The 20,967-nt window shown below is 46.6% G+C and carries 17 protein-coding genes; 3 read left to right on the top strand and 14 right to left on the bottom strand.

Features of this window, described 5'->3' with window-relative positions; genetic code table 11:
- Positions 1-215: 215 nt before the first annotated feature.
- From HMPREF2909_RS08315 to HMPREF2909_RS08275, 9 genes are all read right to left on the bottom strand, one after another.
- Entirely contained in the window at positions 216-1,208 is a 993-nt protein-coding gene (locus HMPREF2909_RS08315) for a nucleoside hydrolase (RefSeq protein ID WP_071415903.1), read from the bottom strand.
- Positions 1,209-2,306: an ABC transporter substrate-binding protein gene (locus HMPREF2909_RS08310; RefSeq protein ID WP_071416044.1), complete on the bottom strand. Its 1,098-nt coding sequence runs from the start codon at positions 2,304-2,306 to the stop codon at positions 1,209-1,211.
- Between the two features lie 284 nt (positions 2,307-2,590).
- Positions 2,591-4,003, bottom strand: a complete 1,413-nt coding sequence (gene lysA, locus HMPREF2909_RS08305) for a diaminopimelate decarboxylase (RefSeq protein ID WP_071415902.1) — start codon at positions 4,001-4,003, stop codon at positions 2,591-2,593.
- Between the two features lie 138 nt (positions 4,004-4,141).
- A complete protein-coding gene (gene argS / locus HMPREF2909_RS08300; protein WP_071415901.1) occupies positions 4,142-5,914 on the bottom strand; it encodes an arginine--tRNA ligase in 1,773 nt (590 codons plus the stop codon).
- 116 nt (positions 5,915-6,030) lie between these two features.
- Entirely contained in the window at positions 6,031-6,420 is a 390-nt protein-coding gene (locus HMPREF2909_RS08295; RefSeq protein ID WP_021618783.1) for a Rid family detoxifying hydrolase, read from the bottom strand.
- Positions 6,421-6,520: 100 nt separating this feature from the next.
- Positions 6,521-9,040, bottom strand: a complete 2,520-nt coding sequence (locus HMPREF2909_RS08290) for a glycoside hydrolase family 31 protein (protein ID WP_071415900.1) — start codon at positions 9,038-9,040, stop codon at positions 6,521-6,523.
- Positions 9,041-9,310: 270 nt separating this feature from the next.
- Positions 9,311-10,144, bottom strand: coding sequence for a carbohydrate ABC transporter permease (locus HMPREF2909_RS08285; protein ID WP_049217082.1), 834 nt, complete (start codon positions 10,142-10,144; stop codon positions 9,311-9,313).
- Entirely contained in the window at positions 10,144-11,046 is a 903-nt protein-coding gene (locus tag HMPREF2909_RS08280; protein WP_071415899.1) for a carbohydrate ABC transporter permease, read from the bottom strand. Before HMPREF2909_RS08280 ends, HMPREF2909_RS08285 begins: the two co-directional genes overlap by 1 nt.
- A gap of 88 nt (positions 11,047-11,134) precedes the next feature.
- Positions 11,135-12,520, bottom strand: coding sequence for an extracellular solute-binding protein (locus tag HMPREF2909_RS08275; protein WP_071415898.1), 1,386 nt, complete (start codon positions 12,518-12,520; stop codon positions 11,135-11,137).
- 207 nt (positions 12,521-12,727) lie between these two features.
- On the opposite strand from HMPREF2909_RS08275, the gene HMPREF2909_RS08270 reads away from it, so the two are divergent.
- A complete protein-coding gene (locus HMPREF2909_RS08270) occupies positions 12,728-13,738 on the top strand; it encodes a LacI family DNA-binding transcriptional regulator (RefSeq protein WP_071415897.1) in 1,011 nt (336 codons plus the stop codon).
- A gap of 326 nt (positions 13,739-14,064) precedes the next feature.
- Here the strand turns inward: HMPREF2909_RS08270 and HMPREF2909_RS08265 are convergent, their stop codons facing one another.
- The 5 genes from HMPREF2909_RS08265 to HMPREF2909_RS08245 all read right to left on the bottom strand — a co-directional run bounded on the left by HMPREF2909_RS08265 (position 14,065) and on the right by HMPREF2909_RS08245 (position 19,436).
- Positions 14,065-14,751 carry a heat shock protein transcriptional repressor HspR gene (locus HMPREF2909_RS08265; RefSeq protein ID WP_071415896.1) on the bottom strand — a complete coding sequence of 229 codons (687 nt, stop codon included), beginning with the start codon at positions 14,749-14,751 and terminating at the stop codon, positions 14,065-14,067.
- Positions 14,752-14,855: 104 nt separating this feature from the next.
- Entirely contained in the window at positions 14,856-15,869 is a 1,014-nt protein-coding gene (locus tag HMPREF2909_RS08260) for a DnaJ C-terminal domain-containing protein (protein ID WP_071415895.1), read from the bottom strand.
- A 102-nt stretch (positions 15,870-15,971) separates the two neighbouring features.
- Complete coding sequence (grpE, locus tag HMPREF2909_RS08255) at positions 15,972-16,616, bottom strand: nucleotide exchange factor GrpE (protein WP_071415894.1); 645 nt, start codon at positions 16,614-16,616, stop codon at positions 15,972-15,974.
- 1 nt (position 16,617) lies between these two features.
- A complete protein-coding gene (gene dnaK / locus HMPREF2909_RS08250; RefSeq protein WP_071415893.1) occupies positions 16,618-18,492 on the bottom strand; it encodes a molecular chaperone DnaK in 1,875 nt (624 codons plus the stop codon).
- A 275-nt stretch (positions 18,493-18,767) separates the two neighbouring features.
- Positions 18,768-19,436 carry a histidine phosphatase family protein gene (locus HMPREF2909_RS08245; protein WP_034298194.1) on the bottom strand — a complete coding sequence of 223 codons (669 nt, stop codon included), beginning with the start codon at positions 19,434-19,436 and terminating at the stop codon, positions 18,768-18,770.
- A 66-nt stretch (positions 19,437-19,502) separates the two neighbouring features.
- Here HMPREF2909_RS08245 and HMPREF2909_RS08240 point away from each other — a divergent pair, with 66 nt between their 5' ends.
- Together HMPREF2909_RS08240 and HMPREF2909_RS08235 are read left to right on the top strand one after the other, a co-directional pair.
- Positions 19,503-19,907 carry a DUF4235 domain-containing protein gene (locus HMPREF2909_RS08240; protein WP_071415892.1) on the top strand — a complete coding sequence of 135 codons (405 nt, stop codon included), beginning with the start codon at positions 19,503-19,505 and terminating at the stop codon, positions 19,905-19,907.
- Positions 19,908-19,975: 68 nt separating this feature from the next.
- Positions 19,976-20,755 carry a nitroreductase family protein gene (locus tag HMPREF2909_RS08235; RefSeq protein WP_373604531.1) on the top strand — a complete coding sequence of 260 codons (780 nt, stop codon included), beginning with the start codon at positions 19,976-19,978 and terminating at the stop codon, positions 20,753-20,755.
- The last annotated feature ends 212 nt before the right edge of the window (positions 20,756-20,967 follow it).

The raw sequence follows: 20,967 nt of genomic DNA, 5'->3' as shown, positions 1-20,967 counted from the left end.
GGGCAATGTTGCGTCTTCTGTCGTAGCGCACATACCGCACATGTCACACATGCCGGCTTAACCGATTAATACACCTGCTATGCTACTTTTGATGCACAAAAATGGCTTCAAAAGTGGCATATCGGTTGCGCATATCGACTTCACGCGATGGAGAGGGGAAAGAATAGCGGATCAAAGCCTCATAGATAGCCCATATAACCGTACAAAAAGCCAGCCTACTCCATCACCGCATTCATCCGCTCACATGCAGACAAAACACGCGCATACCATTCAGGCACAAATCGTTCAGCATCAACGCCTAATGCCATGCGCACATGTTCAGCCGGAGAGTTAATCAACGTAGGATCTCCTACCGTGCGCCCACGCTGCGGTCCTTCTAAATCAACCATGAGGTTAATCGGGAAACATGTAATCAGCGTTGGGTCTAAAGCAGCTGCCACAGCTAAAGGATCATGCAGCGGAGAGCCAGCCATAAACACAGGATCTGCCTGCTCATTTGCATTAATATAATAGGCTAAAGCATCCGCCAAGAAGCGTCCAGCAGTTCCACCCTGCTGCGCAAAACCGTTCATATGAGCGCGAGTCATTAAAGTGCGATGCGTCACATCAATTCCCACAACGGTAATATCTGCTCCACTGTGGAAAACACGATTGGCAGCTTCCGGGTCGTTAACCATATTGGTTTCACTAATAAGGTTATAGCAATTACCAGGCTGCGTGAGTGCTCCACCCATAATCACCAGATGCAAACGCTCAGCAAGATGAGGGTAGTGTGTGAGCATGGCGTCAATATTGGTCAAAGGACCGGTAGCAATAACAGTAACCTTCGAACCCAATTCTTCCACAATCCGCGCTTCGAATTCCACTCCGCCCTCGAGAATATCTCCTCGCTCAACATGTGCGGGAAGCTCTAACTGAGCTCCTCCCCAACCGTTTCGCCCATGGAATCTCTCACAGCCTTCATCAACCTCGTACTCACTCAGCGTTTTCTCGAAGGACGGCACTGGCTCACCATGATAAACCGGCATACGAGCTAATCCTGCAGCATCAAGCAAAGCACGGTTATTGCGCGTTGCCTGATCTTCAGTCACGTTACCGAAAGTGCCCACAACGCCCAGTATCTCTACCCCCAAAGAGCCGAAAAGATACATGAGGGCAACGGTATCGTCAATACCAGTGTCGCAATCGAGAATAATACGCTGAGTCATTTATTGAATAGCTTTCACAATATCGTTTCCAGACACGAGGAAACTCTTATCAATCTGTTGAGTTGCTTGAGGAGCAGTGGTTACTGTCTGATTATTTGCATCCGTATACGCGCCAGCATCTGCTACGAAGTCAAAGTACTTCTGCGCATCATCAGGATCCATAGTACCGATGGTAAAAGCACCTGACTTCACACCATCGTGCTTACCCCAGTAATTTCCGTCAACAATAACCTGCATAGAACGCTTCACGAACTTCGGGTCGAGCTTTGCACCCTTAGCTCCATCTACAAGAATCTGGGCAGCCTCATCTGGGTGCAGATATGCCCATGTGTAACCCTTTTGAATAGCGCGGGTAAAGCCTTCTACGGTCTTCATGTCGCTAGAAATCATCTTCTCAGAAGTAATAACACCAATTTCATCCGCATTACCCGGAACACCATAATCTGGTTCAGTCCAGCAATTGAGTTGAGGGCCATACATCTCAGCTTGCACGCCTTCCCAAGTGCTATAGAAACCACCAAAATCAGCCTTGCCCGAGCTTAAGGTTTGGAAAGTTGACGTGCCCACAGTAACTTTATCGAACTTACCTTCGCCGCCATCGGTCTGAATCATACGGCGAATAACGGCATCAGATTCGTTCGCGCCAAAAGTAGCAAAAGTTTTACCATCGAAATCGCGCGGACGAGTAATATCTTTATTCGATTTCAAAGAACACCAAATAGCAGAAGTGCGCTGCTGGATCTGAGCAATAACCTTCAGACCTGCTTTTTTAATATTGGCAACTCCCACGTTAAAGGTATTAGATAACGCGAAATTTGCGGCTCCCGTTGATACCGACTGTTCAGCGCCTGCCTGAGAGGTAGCAACAATATCGACGTTTAATCCTTCTTGCTTAAAATAGCCGCGCTGAGCAGCAACGTAAGCGCCAATATGATTGGTATCAGGAGCCCAGCTGAGCATGAAAGATACCGTTTTGAGATTATTCTGTGATTTTTCTTGAGAAGATGCTGAGCAACTTGCTAAAGAAGCGGCTAGAGCTACAGCAGTTACAGAGCTAATGCATACAGATACAATACGATGAATAGACGTTCGTGGCATCATGAACCTTTTCTCTCCACAATTTCTTGCCAGTTCTTGCTTGAATAGCACGGCACTCAAGCCCGTACAATTCACCAGAAATTGTGAAAGGTATAAACTGTACGGCATTAAATTTTCCTGAATTAGTATACAAAGCCGGTAGATTTGAGTCAATTATTCGCGCTTCTTAGGAGGCACGTAGCTGTTCCTCATGTTGACTTATTGAACGCGCAGTAGTCACAACAAAGCGGTCAGCTCTCTCCTACCATATTGAGCACAGGAAAGCTGACCGCTTGAATCAGAATTTACTCACTCACATCCAAAGACAGTAAATCGTCTACAGTTTCGCGACGCATCATAATATGCGAGCCTTCTTCGTTCACAGCTACCACTGCTGGGCGCAAAATCTGATTATAGTTACTTGCCATGGTACGACCATAAGCGCCGGTTACTGGCACAGCAAGCAAATCACCGCGTTGCACATCTGCTGGAAGCTTCACATCATACACCACAATATCGCCTGATTCGCAGTGCGAACCCACAATACGAGCTTGAATCGTATCCGTTGTTGCAGGTGCGCGGTTAGTAATAGTTGCGGTATATTGTGAACCATATAATGCTGGACGAATATTGTCGCCCATACCGCCATCAACGCTCACATATACACGAGAAGCTCCGCCTTCTAATTGCACAGTCTTTACCGTGCCCACACGGTAAATGGTGTAGCCAGCAGGAGCCACAATCCAACGTCCCGGCTCAAAGCTCACCGTTGGTAATGGCAGTCCTGCTCGCGATGAATCATCTTGCAAAGCAGCGGCAATACGCTTCATCGTTACGTCAACATCCATAGACGCATCGCCATCAACATAGGCAACAGAATAACCGCCACCCAAATCAATTTCAGGAGCAACATAGCCATCTGTAGCGTAAAATGCGCGACGCAATACCATCACACGCTCAGCTGCGGCAATAAAAGCATCAGCATCGTGAATTTGAGACCCAATATGTGAATGAATACCCACAAGTTCCAAATCATCCTGCATATCTAAAACATCGTGCATTGCAGCTACAGCTGGACCATGAGCAACCTGATCAAAGAATTCCACCGACTGCACATCGCTCACGTCGCTATGGTCAGCAGGAAGCAAAGCAATACCGAATTTCTGATCTTCATGAGCAGTCGAAATATATTCATGACCTCCAGCATGCACACCTACGGTCACACGCACCATAACGCGAGCGCGCTTGCCTACTTCACGGGCAATACGGGCGATGCGTTGCGCTTCATGCGGCTCATCAATCACAATCTTGTCGAAATCGTTCTCAATAGCTAAACGAATTTCGTCATCGCTTTTATTGTTACCGTGCAAAACTAAACGACGACCTGGCACACCCGCAGCCAGAGCAATCTTCATTTCACCCCATGTACAGGTATCTACATACATGCCTTCATCGGTAACAATGCGAGCAATTTCTTTGCTCAGAAAAGCTTTACCAGCAAAGCTCACATGAGAGGTGGTATTAGCAAAAGCCTCACGCACAGTATTAACAAAATAGCGAGCACGATCGGCAACATCAGTAGTATCCATCACATACAGTGGCGTGCCATAAGTGGTAGCGAGCTGTTCAAAACTTTCGCCGCGGTCTTCCCATGCACCCGTGTGTTCATTGATGTGTACACCACTTGGCCAAATTCGGGTAATGTCTGGTGTTGTCATGCGCGCATCTTTCTCTTGCTTGTCGTCTTGCTTATTGTTCTAGTACATATAGTAAAGGCGCTGGCTGACTGCCAACGCCCTACTTTTCACAGCTTACGTGAAAAACCACGCGAAAACTTAAGCTAAACCATGCGAGCTCTACATTTTCTCCGGAGCCGAAACACCAAGCAAACCTAAAGCATTCGCCAAAATCTGACCAGCAGCGTCGTTGAGCTTCAAACGAGCTGCTGCGCGAGCTGGCTCAGGATTCTTCGCAATGCGTATGGCTTCAGCGTTGTCGCGTGCTGCTTCTGCACCGGTTAGTTCCATAGGAACAACACGCTCAGCGGCATACCACTTGTGATACTTTCCAGCCAATTCCTCAGCATAGTGTGCCAAACGGTGGGGTTCACGCAAATCACCAGCAGTTGCTACCACAGATGGATACAAAGCAAGTTCAGCTAATAATTCAGAATCTACTTCGGTATCGAGCAAGCTCAAGTCCGCGCCATCATATGAAATTCCTGCTGCAGCCGCATTGCGATCCACGTTCTTAGAACGCGCGAAAGCATATTGCACGTAATACACAGGATTATCGTTGGTATGAGAAGCCAACAAACCTAAATCAATGTCGAGGTTCTGGTTGTATGAGGTGCGTGCCAACGAGTAACGGGCAGCATCCACTCCCACAGCATCAACAAGATCATCGATAGTAATAACGTTTCCAGCGCGCTTACTCATCTTAACTGCTTCGCCGTCTTTCATAACGTTAACGAGCTGACCAATCAAGATTTGCATATTCTTATGTGGCGTATCGCCAAAAGCAGCACATACAGCCATCATGCGACCAATATAACCGTGATGGTCTGCACCCAGCATGTAAATAGCCACATCTGCAGGATCTTGAGCACGGTGACGCTTGTTCATATAGTAAGCAATATCGCCAGCAATATAGGCGGCATTACCGTCAGACTTAATGATAACGCGGTCTTTATCGTCACCATACTTAGTAGATTCAAACCAAGTTGCGCCATCTTTTTCGAAAATATCTCCCTGAGCGCGCAGCTGAGCAATCGCGCGGTCTACTTCACCAGATTCATACACAGCATTCTCGTGGAAGTACACGTCGAAGTTCACGCGGAAGTCCTTCATGGACTGCTTAATCTCGTCGAACATCATTGGCACTGCACGCTTGCGGAATTCTTCGCGCTGCTCGGAATCACCTTCAGCACCATCTTCACCATTGACGCGAGGCAGAGCAAGAACATCCACTCCCTCAGCTTTACCCTGCTTCACAACGCGAGCGGCAATATCGTCAATATAAGCGCCTTTATAGCCATCTTCTGGTGTTTCTTCGCCATGCGCTGCAGCCACGAGAGACTTAGCAAAACGATCAATCTGTGTTCCATGATCGTTGAAGTAATATTCGCGCACAATTTTGGAACCATTAGCTTCCAATACGCGCGCCATGGAATCGCCCACAGCAGCCCAACGGGTACCACCAATATGAATAGGACCAGTTGGATTAGCCGATACAAACTCCAAATTCAATGTTTGTCCGCTTAAATGCGTATTTGTTCCGAAAGCGCTTTTCTCTTCCAAAACAGTGTCAACGATAGCCGCAGCGGAGGCTGAATCAAGAACAATATTAATAAAACCAGGGCCTGCAATATCAACGCTTTTAATACCGTCAGCCTTCTCAAGCTCGGCAGCAAAAAGCGCAGCGAAGTCGCGCGGTGCCATACCTGCTTTCTTAGCCAACTGCATGGCAATATTGGTAGACCAGTCACCGTGAGCGCGATCCTTTGGACGCATAACGGCGAGCTTTTCTACGGCAGGAATCTGTTCAATCTGTAAATCGCCTGCTTTACCCGTATCTACAAGAGCGGTGGCGATGTCATAAATTAACTGTGCAAGTGCTTCTGGACTCATGAGCGCTAGTTTAATAGTTGCGCCCTACACACGAGCCGTTGCACGGGATGGCGCGCGGCTTACCGCTCACCTTGAGGTAGGGCGTTCAGTTCTGTTAGCACTGCATTAACACTTACTTACTCTTGCACAGCAATAGCATCAATCTCCACAACAGCGCCTGGCTTAGGAATAACATTGGAGCCAAAAGCTACGCGAGCAGGTTTCACTGCACCCTCCACATACTTGGCATATACGTCGTTGATTTGCGCGAAATCTGCAGCGTTTTGCATATAAATTGTTGCGCGCACGATTTTATCGAGACCGCTTCCTGCTTCTTTGAGGATAGCTTCGATATTTTTCATCGCTTGATGCGTTTGAATAGCAGGGGTTGAACCTGCCAGTTCGCCAGTTTCTGGATCGATGCCGAGCTGACCGGATACGAAGACGAATCCGTTTGCTTTTACTGCTTGACTGTACGCTCCCAAAGCTTGAGGAGCGTTGCTGGTTGCCACTTCTTCAATAGCCATTGCGTTATCCTTTACTTTTTATGTAGACCTCTTGATTAGCATACAACAAAGGCGGCGGAGATATATGATATCGTCCACCGCCATTATTGCGTTTTAGATTTTAAGAGCGCAACATAATTTCCTTGACTGCCGACTCAATAGCAGATGGAATGCGCAAGCCCACGCTATGTTCTTGACTATTGCCGTGCAGACCGTATTCATAATCGAAACGCTTAGCTCCAATAGCAGCCAGCTCTGCAATATCGCCACTCAAAGCCACCTGATACACAGCATCCTTCATATTGTAGGCAATCTGAGTGTCCAGAAGCATCTTACGTGTGTCTTCTGCCACAGGATTTTCAGCAGGTTTTACGCCAGCAATCTCAACATGCACGTCTGTGTCAGTTGCAACAGCTTCGAGCACATAGCTAGCGCTCATATCTTCTGCATCGTAGTTGTAGGCGACCACGCGAGCACCACTCAAAGCAGCTTCACCCAAATCGTCTACACCGCGCACAGTAAGAGTCCATGTGCGCTGTGCTGGCACAGCTTCAGCATCTCCTTCTACCGCGCTAATGGTAAGAGCAGAGCCGTTCCACGTGAAACGTGTGCGTGCGTTCTTGCCCTGGCGAGCATCGTTAAACTGGCCATTATCTTCGACCAGAGTGAACTCATTGGTAGCACCATCGGTTGCCGGGAAGAGCACCACCTCCAAAGCTTGCGGGTTAGCCACCGAGTTTATAGCCTCACCCTCACCCAACTGCGCCAGTGGCACGATTGCACCAGAACGGGCAAATACTGGCTGACGATCCAGCTTTCTCCATGCTTCTAATGAACGTCCATTGCTCCCTGCAACGTAGCGGCGTCCTGAGAAGAAGTCGAACCATTCGCCAGCTGGAAGCCACACATCTGCTTTCGCACGCGCAACGTTCTTATCTGATGGTGTGGTAATTGGGGCCATAACCAGCTGGGTACCAAACCAGAATTCCTGTGGCACTCTATATGCCGCTTCGTTTTCTGGGTCACTCCAATACATTGGCTGCACCAGTGGTTCACCCTCGTTATGAGCACGATAATTCATCGTGTAGAGGTATGGAATGAAGCGGTGACGCAACTGGAGGGCTTCCACCATAGCCGAACGTACTTCTGGTCGGAAGTTCCATGGCTCTTTGCTTGTAAATGGCGAGTTACTCGAATGCAAGCGGTTAATTGGACTGAATGCTCCATACTGATACCAGCGCACTTCGAGCTCATCATCGCGGTAGCCCATCATATGGCCGCCAATATCGTGGCTCCACCAGCCAAAACCAATATTCGATGCGCGAGCAGTAAACTCAGGCTGGAATTGCAAGGATTCCCAAGACACAATAGAATCGCCCGAGAATCCCACTGGGTAACGATGCGAGCCAGGCCCTGCGTAACGCGAGAAGGTCAAAGGCCACTTGCCATTGCGTGCGGAGTCAATATAATGCACGTGGTTCAGTAGCCACAAAGGGTCCAAACCAGGCTGACGAGTTACGCCACCCTGCTGCCAATCCAGCCACCAGAAGTCAACGCCTTCATCTTCCAACTCGTGATGCATATCGAAATACCCATCCACAAATGCAGGATTCGTTGGATCAAACTCCACAGCTTCATCAGTTGCCGGATCAATTCCCACCTTCTGAGCAAGCTCTTTATATGGCTTCTCGTAACCGCGCACACCGTCACGAGGATGTACGTTCAGCGTGGTCTTCAAACCGCGGTCTGCTAAATCAGAAAGCAGCTGCACATGATCTGGGAACAGCTCAGTATTCCATGTGTACCCAGTCCAACCGTAACCGTACTTTTCCTCAATATCGGTAATATGCCAATCCATATCAATAACGGCTGTGGTAAAAGGAATACCTTCCTTCTTAAAGCGGTCATGCAGTTGCAAGTATTCATCCTGCTTGTAAGCAAAATAACGGCTCCACCAGTTACCCAAAGACCATCGTGGCAGCAAAGGCTGAGGACCGGTTAGCTTAAAGAAGTCACGCATAGCCTGCTTGTAGTTATGCGCATAACCAAGGAAGTAAAAATCTGTTTCTTCATGATCTCGCGAGGAAATACGCCATCCGCCGGCATTAATATTGTCTTCACCGAAAGCCGCTTTTGGAGAAGCTCCCTCATAGGACACAACATTCGAGCGAGAATCATCTAGGATTGCCCAACCATCAATAGATAAAATACCTTCTTCAAGCTCGGTACGACCATTAATCGTATCCAAAGTTCGTGTAGTTCCGCGCAAATTTCCTGGAGTGTCATCACCATAATGCCATGTGTTGAACTGTGAGGTTGTCAAGTGCTTTACCACAACACTTAAGCCCTCTTTGCTGAAAGGCTGCTTATTGTAGGTTACATATAACTCGCCTGTGTCAATAATAAGCAAGCCGTCGCGCTCGGTTACGTTAATGGTTACATCATCGTCAATATTACGATTGACCACAACCTGCGTTGGCTTATCTTCAAAAACACCAGATTCCGACCACTCAAAACGTAGCATAGAATTTGTTATAACACCGATGCGCCACTTATCGCCAGCAATAACGCGCTGACTATCCATTACAGGATTGCACATCTTTTCAAATTCAGCAAAAGCACCATTTCCTTGGGCTGTCATATTAGCTCCTTCGCTTCGTATGCGTGAAAACTGCGCCTCTTCTCTTACTATTGGTTGAGATATACAGAGAAAGATGATAACGTTTTCATTTTTACTTAGTTATATTATATCTTATATTGTAACTCTTATATAGAGATAACTTGAAAATTTTGACCGTATACTTCTGATATTTTCTGGCAACGTTTGCATTTCATGACGATATGCCGAACATGATAAGGGCCGCTAGATTATCTTGGAACTATCTAACGGCCCGCACATGCTTAGAAAGATTTACTTAGAACTTCCCGTAGCAATGCCAGCGATAAACTGCTTTTGGAAGACCATATAAACAATAATGACTGGAACGATTGCCAAGGATGTTGCTGCAAATAATCCGCCGTAATCCGTACCATACTGACCGTTAAAAGCTTTCAAACCTACAGCCAATAACTGCTTGCTTTCATCTGTAATCATCAGGAATGGCCATAGATAATCTTCCCAGTTCCATAAGAAAGTAAAAATAGCAAGAGCAGCAATAGTATTATGGCTTAACGGCAATATTAAGCTATGGAAAATACGTGTATCACTGGCCCCATCTAAGCGTGCAGCTTCGATCAGTTCATCTGAAATACCTGAAATAGACTGACGGAATAAGAAAATACCAAACCCGGATACTAAACCAGGAATAATCAGCGCTTTATATGAGTCTAACCAGCCAAAACTTACCATCATTTCATACTGAGGAATAATGGTCACAGCCCACGGAATCATCATGGTACTCATCACAATAGCAAAGAGGAAATCTCTGCCGAAGAAGCGCATCTTTGCAAAAACAAAACCAAGCAAAGCAGATGTATAAATAATAATGACAGTTTTTACCGTTGCCACAAAAACCGAATTACCAAACAAGCGCAAGAAGTTAAAGTTCTCTTGAATGCTCACATAGTTATCGAGAGTAGAAGGCGTTGGGAATAAGCCACCGTTAATTTTCACAATTTCGCTATTGGGAGCGAATGAGGAAATAAACATCCACAAGAATGGAACAATAGTAATCAATGCCACAACGAACAGGAGAACGGTAAGAATAACCGAACCAATAGTACGTGCTGTTTTTGGATTTTTCATCATGACAACACCTCCGTATCGCCCGAGACCTTAAACATGATGTATGTAAGAATTCCCGTAAAGAGGAATAAAACAACAGCCTGAGCAGATGCAATACCAAAATTATTCTTATTAAATGCCTGATCAAAAATTAAATAGCTAATAGTATATGTAGAAGTTCCTGGACCGCCTTCTGTCATAACCAAGAACTGCACATAGGCTTGTAAATAGCTAATCATAGAAGTAATAACAATGAATAACGTGGTGGATTTAAGCAAAGGCAAGGTGATGCGGAAGAAAGTCTGCACGCTATTAGCACCATCAATCGAGGCTGCCTCATACACATCGCGAGGAAGATTCATAATACCTGCTAAATACAGCACGGTAGCATAACCAAAATCTTTCCAGATTGTCATAATAATCACAGCAGGCATAGCCCACTTAGAATCGTGCAACCAGTTAATATGCAGACCAGTTACTTTATCGATCATGCCGAACTGCGGATCAAACATCCATAACCATACGAAACTCACCGCTACAAGTGGCGTAATAGTTGGCATGTAGAACAATCCACGCAATGTATCTTTCGCGCGCACAAGACGTGAGCTCAGTAACAATGCCAAACCTAAACCAAGAACTACTCGAAATACTGTGGACCATCCCAAGAATACTCCCGTATTCGCCATGGATGTCCAAAACAGCTTATCGGTAAGAATATCTGTATAGTTTTCAAATCCAACCCACTCATATGTATCGTTGAGAGGATTCCAATTATGCAGACTTCCCGCAAACGCCTTAAAAATTGGATACGCTAAAAAGATAGCAAAATACACAACGAGGAAAGTAACCGCCATATTCCTCAAGGTAAAAATTCGCGATAAAACTGAGCGTCCAGCACTCGCGAATAAACCTTTCTTATTCATCTTCTCTTCCTAACCGCTTAACACGTCTGTCATTATTGTGCGGGGAAGCTCGTATTTTCCCATGCTCCCCCGCACTGCACCTACGGTTTTACTTATGCTCGTCGTAGAACTCGTACTTACTTTCTGCCGACATGAAGTTCGACCCCTTCATATCCTTGTCCATTGTTGATTGACCTTCTTTCACAGCCTCATCAATAGACATGCCATTATGCATAACATTTTCGAAAGCAACTTTGCCAGAAGTTTCTACTGTTGCAGGAGCTGGACCAGGCCAAATTAAGCGCGATACACGCGGCTGAATAGCCTGCATAACAGGGCTCTTCAAAATTTCTGGGTCATTTTGAAGATTTGCTTTAGCTGGGAAGGAGTTCAATCCCTCAACAGATTTACGCACGTAATCATCGTTTGCCAACAAGTACTTCACAAAGTCCTGAGCAACCGCTTGCTGTTCCTTAGACTGATTCTTATTAATACCTGGAGTTGATTCACCGTTATAGCGATCATAAGCAAAAGGAGTATCTTTACTGAAGGTTGGGGTAGCAAATACACCGTAATCAATATCTGGATACTTGTCTTTCATAGTTCCTTCAAGCCAACCCCATGCATAAACCATTGCAGTCTGACCTTGACCAAAGGAATCCGAATACTCATTACCAAAATCAGCAGAGCCCACTTTATCTTTCTCATACAAATCCTTGAGGAACTGCATATTTTCTTTCGTAGCTTTGTTGTTATAGTTTGCCTTCTTACCAGTGGAGTCGAAGAGAAGTTCGCCCTTCTGATAATTCAAGCCCTGGTAAATAGCTGCATATGCGCCACCATTAATATTGAAGCCCGCCTGAGTCATCTTAGAACCATCGAACTTCGTGAGCTTCTTTGCCACTTCAATGAATTCATCCCATGTTGTTGGAATATCTGCATCGGTTAAACCAGCAGCTTTCCACATGGTCTTGTTGTAGTAAATATTACCTGTATTAATAACGGAATCGATATACTTTACTTTGCCATTTTCATCTTCATGCGCTGCAGCTGTTGGATAATCTGCATCAAGAGCAGTCTTATCAATATCGTAATCAGCAGCATATGGGCGAATCACAGAATCGTAAGAATTGTGCACATTAAAGACTGCAGGACCATTCTTGCCCTTGAGCTGCAAAGGCAACTTCGTCCAATAATCTTCCCACGTCTGCTTCTTAATCTTAATAGTAACGTTCGGATAGATCTTGGAGTAATCCTTAGACAGCCAATACACAGGATCAACACCACCATCGGACCAAGTCCAATACTCGAGCGTAATTGGCTTTCCATTATTTACCAAGTGATTTGGATCGTACTTAATATTCGTTCCAATAACATCCAGACCCTTATCTTTCTTGGTATCTGTTACACCCTTTGCAGCACTCGAGCATGCACCTAGCATAGAAATAATGCTAACGGTTGCAATAGCGCCTGCCATTATCTTTTTAAATTGCATTTCCTCTCCTTACCTCAATGTAAGTGCAATTTCTTGCACCTCTAACTATACACAGTGTTTGCAAGTTTGGAAGCATTTTTTGCAAAAATCTTTACATTTCTACTGTTATTTTGTAATCGGTTACATTATTTAAGGCTTTTGTGATAGTATTTCTGTAGCACACGGCGTGTCGAGCCATGAAAATACGAGAGGACTAGAGAGGGCATAATGAAAGCAAGTATCAGTGATGTTGCACAAGCTGCAGGCGTTTCCACTGCTACCGTCTCTCGAGTATTTTCTCACCCAGATCGAGTTTCTAACAAAACACGCACCAAAGTCCTCGCAGTGGCAGAATCTCTTGACTTCTATATTTCTCGCTCGGCGGGTGTCTTAAAATCCGGACAAGCTAAACGTATTGCTTTTCTTGTGGGATCAAGCAAGATTGACTGGTTCACAGGACGTATTATTGAGGGCTTAAACAACGTCTTCCGCACAGCTCATTATGATTTAATTATCTTCCCTATTACTACTTTGGAAGAGAGAAAAGAGTTCTTTGACACGCTTCCTCTACGCGGCAATGTAGATGCTGTTGTAGTGTCTTCTTTCGGTATTAGTTCCGATGAAGTCACACGTTTACAAGATGCCCATCTGCCTATTGTCGGCATTAATGTTGCCGATACGCTTGGCTATACAGCTTCGGTAAGTATTGATGATTATGAAGGCACCTCTATTGGCGTGCGTTACTTAAAACAATTAGGGCACACTCATTTAACGTACTGCTTCGAAGAATTTGAGCGAGAACTCCATTTTAGCTCATGGTCGCGTGTTGATGGTTTCAAAGAAGCTTGTAAGCGCGAGAATCTGAGTTTTTCGTTGGTTACTATTCCTAACGGAGATGATGTTTTTGATGCTGTATATTCTCAAATCATGACTACGGATGCTGGTCGTTCTACAGCTTTGTTCTTCCACCAAGACTCTTTAGCCATTCCTTTTATTTTTAAGTATCGCGAACTGGGAATGAGCATTCCATCAGATATTTCGGTATTAGGCTACGATAATTCCACCTTCTCAGGAGAGGTGGGATTGAGCACAATTAAGCAAAAGCCACTTGATTTGGCCACGGAAGCAGCGCACAAAGCATTACGTTTAATTGAGGGAGACAACTCAGCTGCCACACACGATATTGTGCCGGTTCAGTTGCTTGTGCGCAATACAACAGCTTCACCAACTGTGCAGTGATTTCTCTGTTTAATGGTTCATCTGACTTAGCGGGTTTTGTAGGTTTGTGGGTTGCAGGTGCGCCAAAGTTGTGAGCACGGAGCGCTCACAACTTTGGCGTCGATTTTTCATGTGATATCAGCTCTCATACGTTCCTGAAAGCTGCTAGCGTTGCACGCGCACAATACTCACGTCCACTTTTACAATGATTGAAGTCCTCGTTCGTGTGCGAATCATGAAGTGCTAGAGCAAGTCATGTTCTATGAACCGCTCAAGCTCCCATCTGCCGCAAGAATAAGCAAATACAACGAGCCGAACTAGGCTATGCTAAAATCCCAAGAGCCTATCTAATACAGTTGGGAATATTCCTGAGAAACCTGAGTAAAAGGCACATTAAAGTCCTCATCAGAGCCAAGAACATCTTCACTCGGCGCTGACGTCAGTTCTCTCGTAAAGCTCGCCGAGGCTCCCCGTGGCAAAAATCGACCTCGAGCAGGACGCACACCATGTGCTCCCACACGTTCCACACCATCTTCACCCGCAGCATGCACGCCAAGACCACGCGCCTGAGCCATCGCCTGCGCCCGCTCGCGGTTCGAACGCAGAATTTCCACCACTTCACCATCCATACCTGCAGTAAAGACACTCGCTCCTTCTGGCTGCTTTAGACGACGTACCTGTCTGCGCAGTTGGCGATTTTCTTCCATTAACTGCAAAATGCGCGAAACACCTGCTAAATTAATCGACTCATCTTGAACTAAATGTTGGGTGATCATAAGTCGATCAATATCACGTAATGCATAACGGCGAGAGCCGCCTTCTGTGCGTTGCGGAACAACTAATCCTAAACGGTCGTATTGGCGCAATGTTTGCGGATGAATAATAACAAGTTGAGCTGCTTGAGAGACAGAAAACACGGGTTGATCAACGCTGAACCCAGAAGCATCAGCAGCATCAAGGTCTATGCGCCCCTCGGTTATTGCCTGAGCGCAAGCAACGTACGCTTGTTTGGTTTGCCTATCAAGCCGTGCCATTCTGTCTCATCCTTATCCATCAGTTTTCTTCTCTTACGATCATAGCGCTCTGCTGCTTGTCTTTTCGAGAAGATTCTCTCTGAGCATCGCTATGCAAGCAGATCCTAGCTTAAGCGTTGCTGTGCAATCTCTTCAGAAAAATCAGCAGTAGCCTCGTCAAAAGCCTTAACTGCTTTCTTATAGTCCGAGCCAAGCTTCGTAGGTATCTGCACGTCCAAGCGCACAATCAAATCGCCAGTTGCTTTCTTTGTTTTTACTCCGTGCTTTTTCACGCGCACTTGCGTACCTGTTGTTGAACCAGACGGTACTTTTACTTCAACCTGCTCTCCGGCAAAATCACGCACAGAAATCTTCGCACCTAAAGCTGCTTCAGCCACAGTAACCGGCACGGAACGCACTAAATCAATGCCTTCCATATGGAAAACTGGGTCGTCTTTAACTTTCACAGTTAAATACAGATCTCCGTGTGCTCCGCCATTAGTTCCCGGCTTACCTTTGCCAGCAACACGAATTTTTTGGCCATCATGAATACCTGCTGGAACTTTAGTTTTGAAACTTTCCCCTTTAATATTGAGCGATACTGTCGCGCCTCGCACAGCTTTTTCAAAGCTTAAGCTCACGCTTGCCTTACGATCTTCACCTTTAACAGGTTCAGGTTGCGGTTCATACGGATTATATGAAGAAAAACCGGAACGACGCGGCTGACCGTACGGATTACCACCAAAGCCACCTTGAGCTTGCGCCATTAAATCTTCGAGATTAATGCTGCCGAAGTTCATGGACGAGTATCCGCCATGACCTGACCCCATGCCGCCGAACATTGAACCGAAAATATCTTCGTATCCGCCAGCCCCCGATCCGCCTGCAAAGCGAGCGCCTCCAGCACCGAAAGAGCGGATTGCATCGTATTTTTGACGTTCTGTTTTATTGCTCAGCACTTCGTATGCTTCGGAAATTTCCTTAAATTTTTCCTCGGCAGCGACATCTCCTGGATGAGAATCCGGATGATATTTTCGCGCTAATTTACGGAAAGCTTTTGATATTTCTTTATCATCAGCATCTTTAGAGACTCCCAGAACTGCGTAGAAGTCTTTTCCTAGCCAATCTTGTTCAGCCATGACTCCTCCTTACTGGTTATACACAGCTGTTTTTGTTATATACACGTTTAAGAACACTTTTAGAATAATGGCGGCTGACCGTAGCCAACCGCCATACTTTCTTTACTCGTTATCTTGAGGAACTGCTACAACAACGCGAGCTGCTCGAATAACTCGGTCGCCTATCTTGTAGCCAGCTTCCACCACAGTATCAACCGTTTCGTGTGAAGCATCGGCATCTGGCTTGCGCAAAATGCCCTCGTGATGCGTTGGATCGAAGTCCTCGCCCGCCTCACCGAATTTTTCTACGCCAAACTTTCCGAAAGTCTTATCTATCTTGGCAGCTACTGCCTTGAAAGAGTCATCCATCTGCGAGTTCGCGCGAATACGATCAATATCGTCAAGAGCTGGAAGTAATGCTGTGAGCACATCAACCACGCCATGTTCGCGGTAACGATCCTGCTCTTTGGATACTCGGTTACGGAAGTTCACAAAAGCAGCGCGTTCACGCTGAAGAGCTTCGAGATACTCAGCTGCTTCTGCTTTCGCTTTACCGAGCGGGGTAAGACTGTCTTCGCTCGCGTCTTGAGACTGAGCGTCTTGAGACTGTTCTTGGGAGTTCTCTCGTGATGGTTCAGAAGCTTTCTCAGTTTCCTCTACCTGCTCGGCAGGAGACGTGTGATCAGTCTGTTCAACCTTTTCTTGATTGGCAAGCTTATCCACATCATCCATACCGTTCACATAGTCCTCTGCATTGAATTCAGACATATTATTCCTTGTCGTCGTCCACTACTTCAGCATCTACTACATCATCATCGCCGCCATTGTTTGCAGCACCGTTTCCTGCTGCACCAGCGCCGGCAGCACCTGCTGCGCCTTCTGCCTGCTGCTGGGAGTACAAAGACTCACCAATCTTCTGTGCAGCAGTCATCAGCTCAGACTGTGCAGTCTTAATAGCTTCGATATCCTCGCCCTTCAAGGCTTCCTTCAAAGCATTGGTCTTAGCGGTTACATCGGAAGCAAGTTCTTCGGAAATCTTATCCTTGTTCTCAGAAACAAGCTTTTCAGTCTGATATGCAAATGCTTCAGCCTGATTGCGGGTATCCACTTCTTCACGACGCTTCTTATCTTCTGCTTCGTGAGACTGAGCTTCCTTCACCATGCGATCGATTTCGTCCTTATCGAGGCCAGAACCGCCGGAAATGGTTACAGACTGTTCCTTACCTGTGCCCTTATCCTTTGCAGATACGTGCACAATACCGTTTGCATCAATATCGAAGGTTACTTCAATCTGTGGCACACCATGAGGTGCTGGAGCGATACCGCCCAATTCGAAGGTTCCCAGTGGCTTGTTATCGCGAGCGAATTCACGCTCACCCTGGTAAACCTGAATCAAAACGCTTGGCTGATTATCTTCTGCGGTAGAGAAGACTTCGCTGCGCTTGGTTGGAATAGCAGTGTTGCGTTCAATCAGCTTAGTCATAATGCCGCCCTTGGTTTCAATACCAAGGCTCAATGGGGTAACGTCAATAAGCAAAACGTCCTTACGGTCGCCCTTAATAACACCGGACTGAACTGCTGCACCAACAGCCACTACCTCATCTGGGTTTACGGACTTGTTAGCTTCGCGACCGCCAGTAAGCTCCTTTACGAGTTCCTGCACGGCTGGCATACGAGTAGAACCACCTACGAGCACCACATGGTCAATCTGAGATACAGAAATACCAGAGTCTGCAAGTACTGCATTGAATGGCTTGCGGGTGCGTTCCAAGAGATGAGAAGTCATTTCTTCGAACTTTGCACGAGTCAAAGTCTCATCCAAATGTACTGGAGTTCCGTCAGGAGCCATAGCCAAGTACTGCTGAGAAATTGTGGTGGATGTTGAGGAGCTCAGCTCCTTTTTTGCCTGCTCAGCTGCTTCCTTCAAGCGGCGAGTTGCAATCTTATCTTTAGAAACATCTACACCGTACTTGTTCTTAACTTCGGTTACGATCCAGTCGATAATAGCCTGATCCCAATCGTCACCGCCGAGCTTGTTATCACCATTGGTTGCCTGAACTTGGATGGTCGCAAAGCCATCCTCATCATCCTTACCAATTTCAAGCAGGGACACATCGAAGGTACCACCACCCAAATCGAAGACGAGAATACGTTCGTCTTCCTTGCCCTTTTCGAGGCCGTAAGCCAAAGCTGCTGCGGTTGGCTCGTTAATAATACGAAGCACGTTCAAGCCAGCGATGGTACCAGCATCCTTAGTTGCCTGACGCTGAGCATCGTTGAAGTATGCAGGGCAGGTAATAACTGCATCGGTTACTGGCTCGCCGAGGTATGCCTCGGCATCGCGCTTGAGCTTCATAAGAATCTGAGCGGAAATCTCCTGTGGAGTCCATTCTTTATCGTCAATCTTCACGGTCCAGTCAGTACCCATATGACGCTTCACAGAAGAAATCGTGCGATCTACGTTGGTTACTGCCTGACGCTTTGCTACCTCACCAACAATAATTTCGCCGGACTTGCTAAAAGCAACAACCGATGGGGTGGTGCGGGAGCCTTCTGCGTTTACGATAACGGTTGGCTGACCACCTTCCAATGTTGCAATGCAGGAGTTTGTTGTACCTAAATCAATACCTACTGCGCGACCCATAATGTGCATCCTTTCTTATAAGTCTTTGCGTTTTACGTTTCTCGTTCATCGAAGCTTCAAAGTTGATTTGTTTATACTCAACTTTTTTGCTTTCCTAAACTTGAGTCTACATCACTCAACTTTTATTTGGCAAATTTATTCCCGGAGATTCTTGGAGATTTTGATTGGCCCACATAACAATTCACCTCGTACTACAGAAACAAGCCAAAACTTTTGGCTTAAACGTGTAGTACGAGGTGAATCGTCAAAATCTCGTCAAAAAAGAAGAGAAACCTCTACAAATTCCAGTACGCCACAACCCTATCCTCATGATGCCAATCCAGCACACAGAAATGAGCCGTATCCAAACGGAAGTTGCGCGCATGCTCTGGCAATAAATCAAGCCATTGCGTCGTCAAGATACGCAAAATATGAGCGTGGGCTACACACAGAACATCCTCACCAGCCATCAGCTTCGGCATAACCTTATCGATCAGCTCAGAAACGCGTACCGCAGCCTCATGCGCTGACTCGCCAACTCCCGCAACGACCTCGATGTCGCCAAAGTTATCGATCTTCTCTACGCGCGTCCCTTGCAGCTCTTCTGGCAGGTTCAGCGGTCCAATATCCCAAATATTCCATGTGTCCGCGCCCAAAGCAGCTGCTATCTGAGCGCGCGTGCGACCTTCTGCTGGACCGTAATCAAACTCAGCCAGATTATTATCGATCACAAAAGAAGAGAAACCGGCAAGCTCAGCCGTTTTCTGCGCGCGACGCAGCGGCGATACATACACGTTCTCGCTCTTTATGCGAGCGCCAAACGCCCGCAAACGCTGACCTGCAGCCACAGCCTGCTGCTCTCCCCCTGCAGTTAGCGGGATATTCGTTCGACCGGTATATTGTCCTGTTTCGCTCCACATGGTTTGACCATGGCGCAATAAAAATAAACGTCCTCGTTGATTCACCCTTTTATACTAACAAAGAATGAGCAGAGTGCAACGAAGTATGCTTGCTATGCGATAATAAGAGACATGAGCAAGCACACATCAGATACTTCGCAAGGCACTTCCCAACCGCAGGCCGTCGAGCAGCTGCGCAAGGTCGATACGAAGGTTAATACCCTGCGCACGCAGATTAAAAGCAATCCAGACGATGCTTTCGATAAACTGCTCAAGTTTGGCATCCCAGCTGTCGTAGGTATTATTGCAGACAAGCTGTCTGAAACCTTATGGAAGCGCGGTAAGCGCAAGGTTTTGGGTGCGAAGGCTGTGAATGACGATGGCAACGATTTAGCCGACGGCATTATTGCCTCTATGATTTTTGCTGCTCTTTCGGCTGCGCTCGGTTCTCTGCTCACGAATTTGTCGCAGCGAGGTTCAGAGAGTTTCGTAAAGTACCGTCACACGCGCGCCGCACGGAAGAACGGCAAAAAGTAGGCACGCAATTTTCACTCAATGCTTAAAGCTCTTACCCTCAAGGTAAGGGCTTTATTAGTATGCGTATTATGGCTATTGTTCACAACCCTACTGTAGATACTTTGCTCACCCGCCGCACGATTCGCGCTTTCGAGGATACGCCGATTAGCGAGGATGAGCGCGAAACGCTCGAGCGCGCCGCTCAGCAGGCTGCAACCAGTCAGTACTTTAACGCATGGTCCGCGATTCGCATTAGCGATAAGGTTGTGGCACAGCGTTTGGCTGAGATTGGCAATCAGCCGTATATTGCGCAGGCTCCACTCCTCTACATTTTTATTATCGATGACCACCGCAACCTTCGCATTGCACGTGAGGCAGGGGTTGCAGAGGATACGATTACTTTAGACTCTGATTACACTTTTACTCAGGAGCAAAATGATGCTGTTTTAGCTCTGCATGCTATGGAAACAGCTGCTGAATCTCTTGGTTTAGGAACGGTTATTTTAGGTTCTATTTTAAATGATTCTCAAGCAGTAATTGATTTGCTAAACCTGCCAGAGCGCACTTTCCCTGTGCTCGGTTTAGCTATTGGACGTCCTTCTCAGGATCCTCAGATTAAGCCGCGCATGGATCGTTCTTTGCAGTTCTTCGAAAACCGTTATCCTGCTGATAATGAAACAGAAAGCATGACTGCAGCTCTGCATGATTTTGATGAAGAAGTTAAGAAGTATTACGATTTGCGCAATCCTAATCAGCCAGTTATGGCTTTTACTGAGCATATCGCTTCTCAAGCCGCGGATACCGGTCGCTTAACCCGTGCTTTTGGTAAGCCTGCTCGCGAGCAAGGTTTTACGGGACGCAGTTTCTAAAATTTGACTATCTATACCTCGGCAGTGCTTCAGTCAGCACTGCCGAGGGTATTTTTTCTGCACACGCCGATCGGCGTGTGCCAGCCCGTGAACCCGAGAGGTGAATCCTGATCCACCTGTTTGACCACCGGTAGATCCGCCACCACCATCGGCTGCCCATGCGAAGCCACCAAAAAGCGTGGACGCTGCCACACCCACCGCCATAGTCTTGA

Source organism: Alloscardovia sp. HMSC034E08 (assembly GCF_001813415.1).
GTDB lineage: Bacteria > Actinomycetota > Actinomycetes > Actinomycetales > Bifidobacteriaceae > Alloscardovia > Alloscardovia omnicolens.
This window is presented reverse-complemented; position numbering and strand designations above follow the sequence as displayed.

Coding starts and splice junctions, on each gene's coding strand:
- HMPREF2909_RS08315 (WP_071415903.1), bottom strand. CDS start 1,208: ATGACTCAGCGTATTATTCTCGATTGCGACACTGGTATTGACGATACC.
- HMPREF2909_RS08310 (WP_071416044.1), bottom strand. CDS start 2,306: ATGCCACGAACGTCTATTCATCGTATTGTATCTGTATGCATTAGCTCT.
- lysA (WP_071415902.1), bottom strand. CDS start 4,003: ATGACAACACCAGACATTACCCGAATTTGGCCAAGTGGTGTACACATC.
- argS (WP_071415901.1), bottom strand. CDS start 5,914: ATGAGTCCAGAAGCACTTGCACAGTTAATTTATGACATCGCCACCGCT.
- HMPREF2909_RS08295 (WP_021618783.1), bottom strand. CDS start 6,420: ATGGCTATTGAAGAAGTGGCAACCAGCAACGCTCCTCAAGCTTTGGGA.
- HMPREF2909_RS08290 (WP_071415900.1), bottom strand. CDS start 9,040: ATGACAGCCCAAGGAAATGGTGCTTTTGCTGAATTTGAAAAGATGTGC.
- HMPREF2909_RS08285 (WP_049217082.1), bottom strand. CDS start 10,144: ATGAAAAATCCAAAAACAGCACGTACTATTGGTTCGGTTATTCTTACC.
- HMPREF2909_RS08280 (WP_071415899.1), bottom strand. CDS start 11,046: ATGAATAAGAAAGGTTTATTCGCGAGTGCTGGACGCTCAGTTTTATCG.
- HMPREF2909_RS08275 (WP_071415898.1), bottom strand. CDS start 12,520: ATGCAATTTAAAAAGATAATGGCAGGCGCTATTGCAACCGTTAGCATT.
- HMPREF2909_RS08270 (WP_071415897.1), top strand. CDS start 12,728: ATGAAAGCAAGTATCAGTGATGTTGCACAAGCTGCAGGCGTTTCCACT.
- HMPREF2909_RS08265 (WP_071415896.1), bottom strand. CDS start 14,751: ATGGCACGGCTTGATAGGCAAACCAAACAAGCGTACGTTGCTTGCGCT.
- HMPREF2909_RS08260 (WP_071415895.1), bottom strand. CDS start 15,869: ATGGCTGAACAAGATTGGCTAGGAAAAGACTTCTACGCAGTTCTGGGA.
- grpE (WP_071415894.1), bottom strand. CDS start 16,616: ATGTCTGAATTCAATGCAGAGGACTATGTGAACGGTATGGATGATGTG.
- dnaK (WP_071415893.1), bottom strand. CDS start 18,492: ATGGGTCGCGCAGTAGGTATTGATTTAGGTACAACAAACTCCTGCATT.
- HMPREF2909_RS08240 (WP_071415892.1), top strand. CDS start 19,503: ATGAGCAAGCACACATCAGATACTTCGCAAGGCACTTCCCAACCGCAG.
- HMPREF2909_RS08235 (WP_373604531.1), top strand. CDS start 19,976: ATGGCTATTGTTCACAACCCTACTGTAGATACTTTGCTCACCCGCCGC.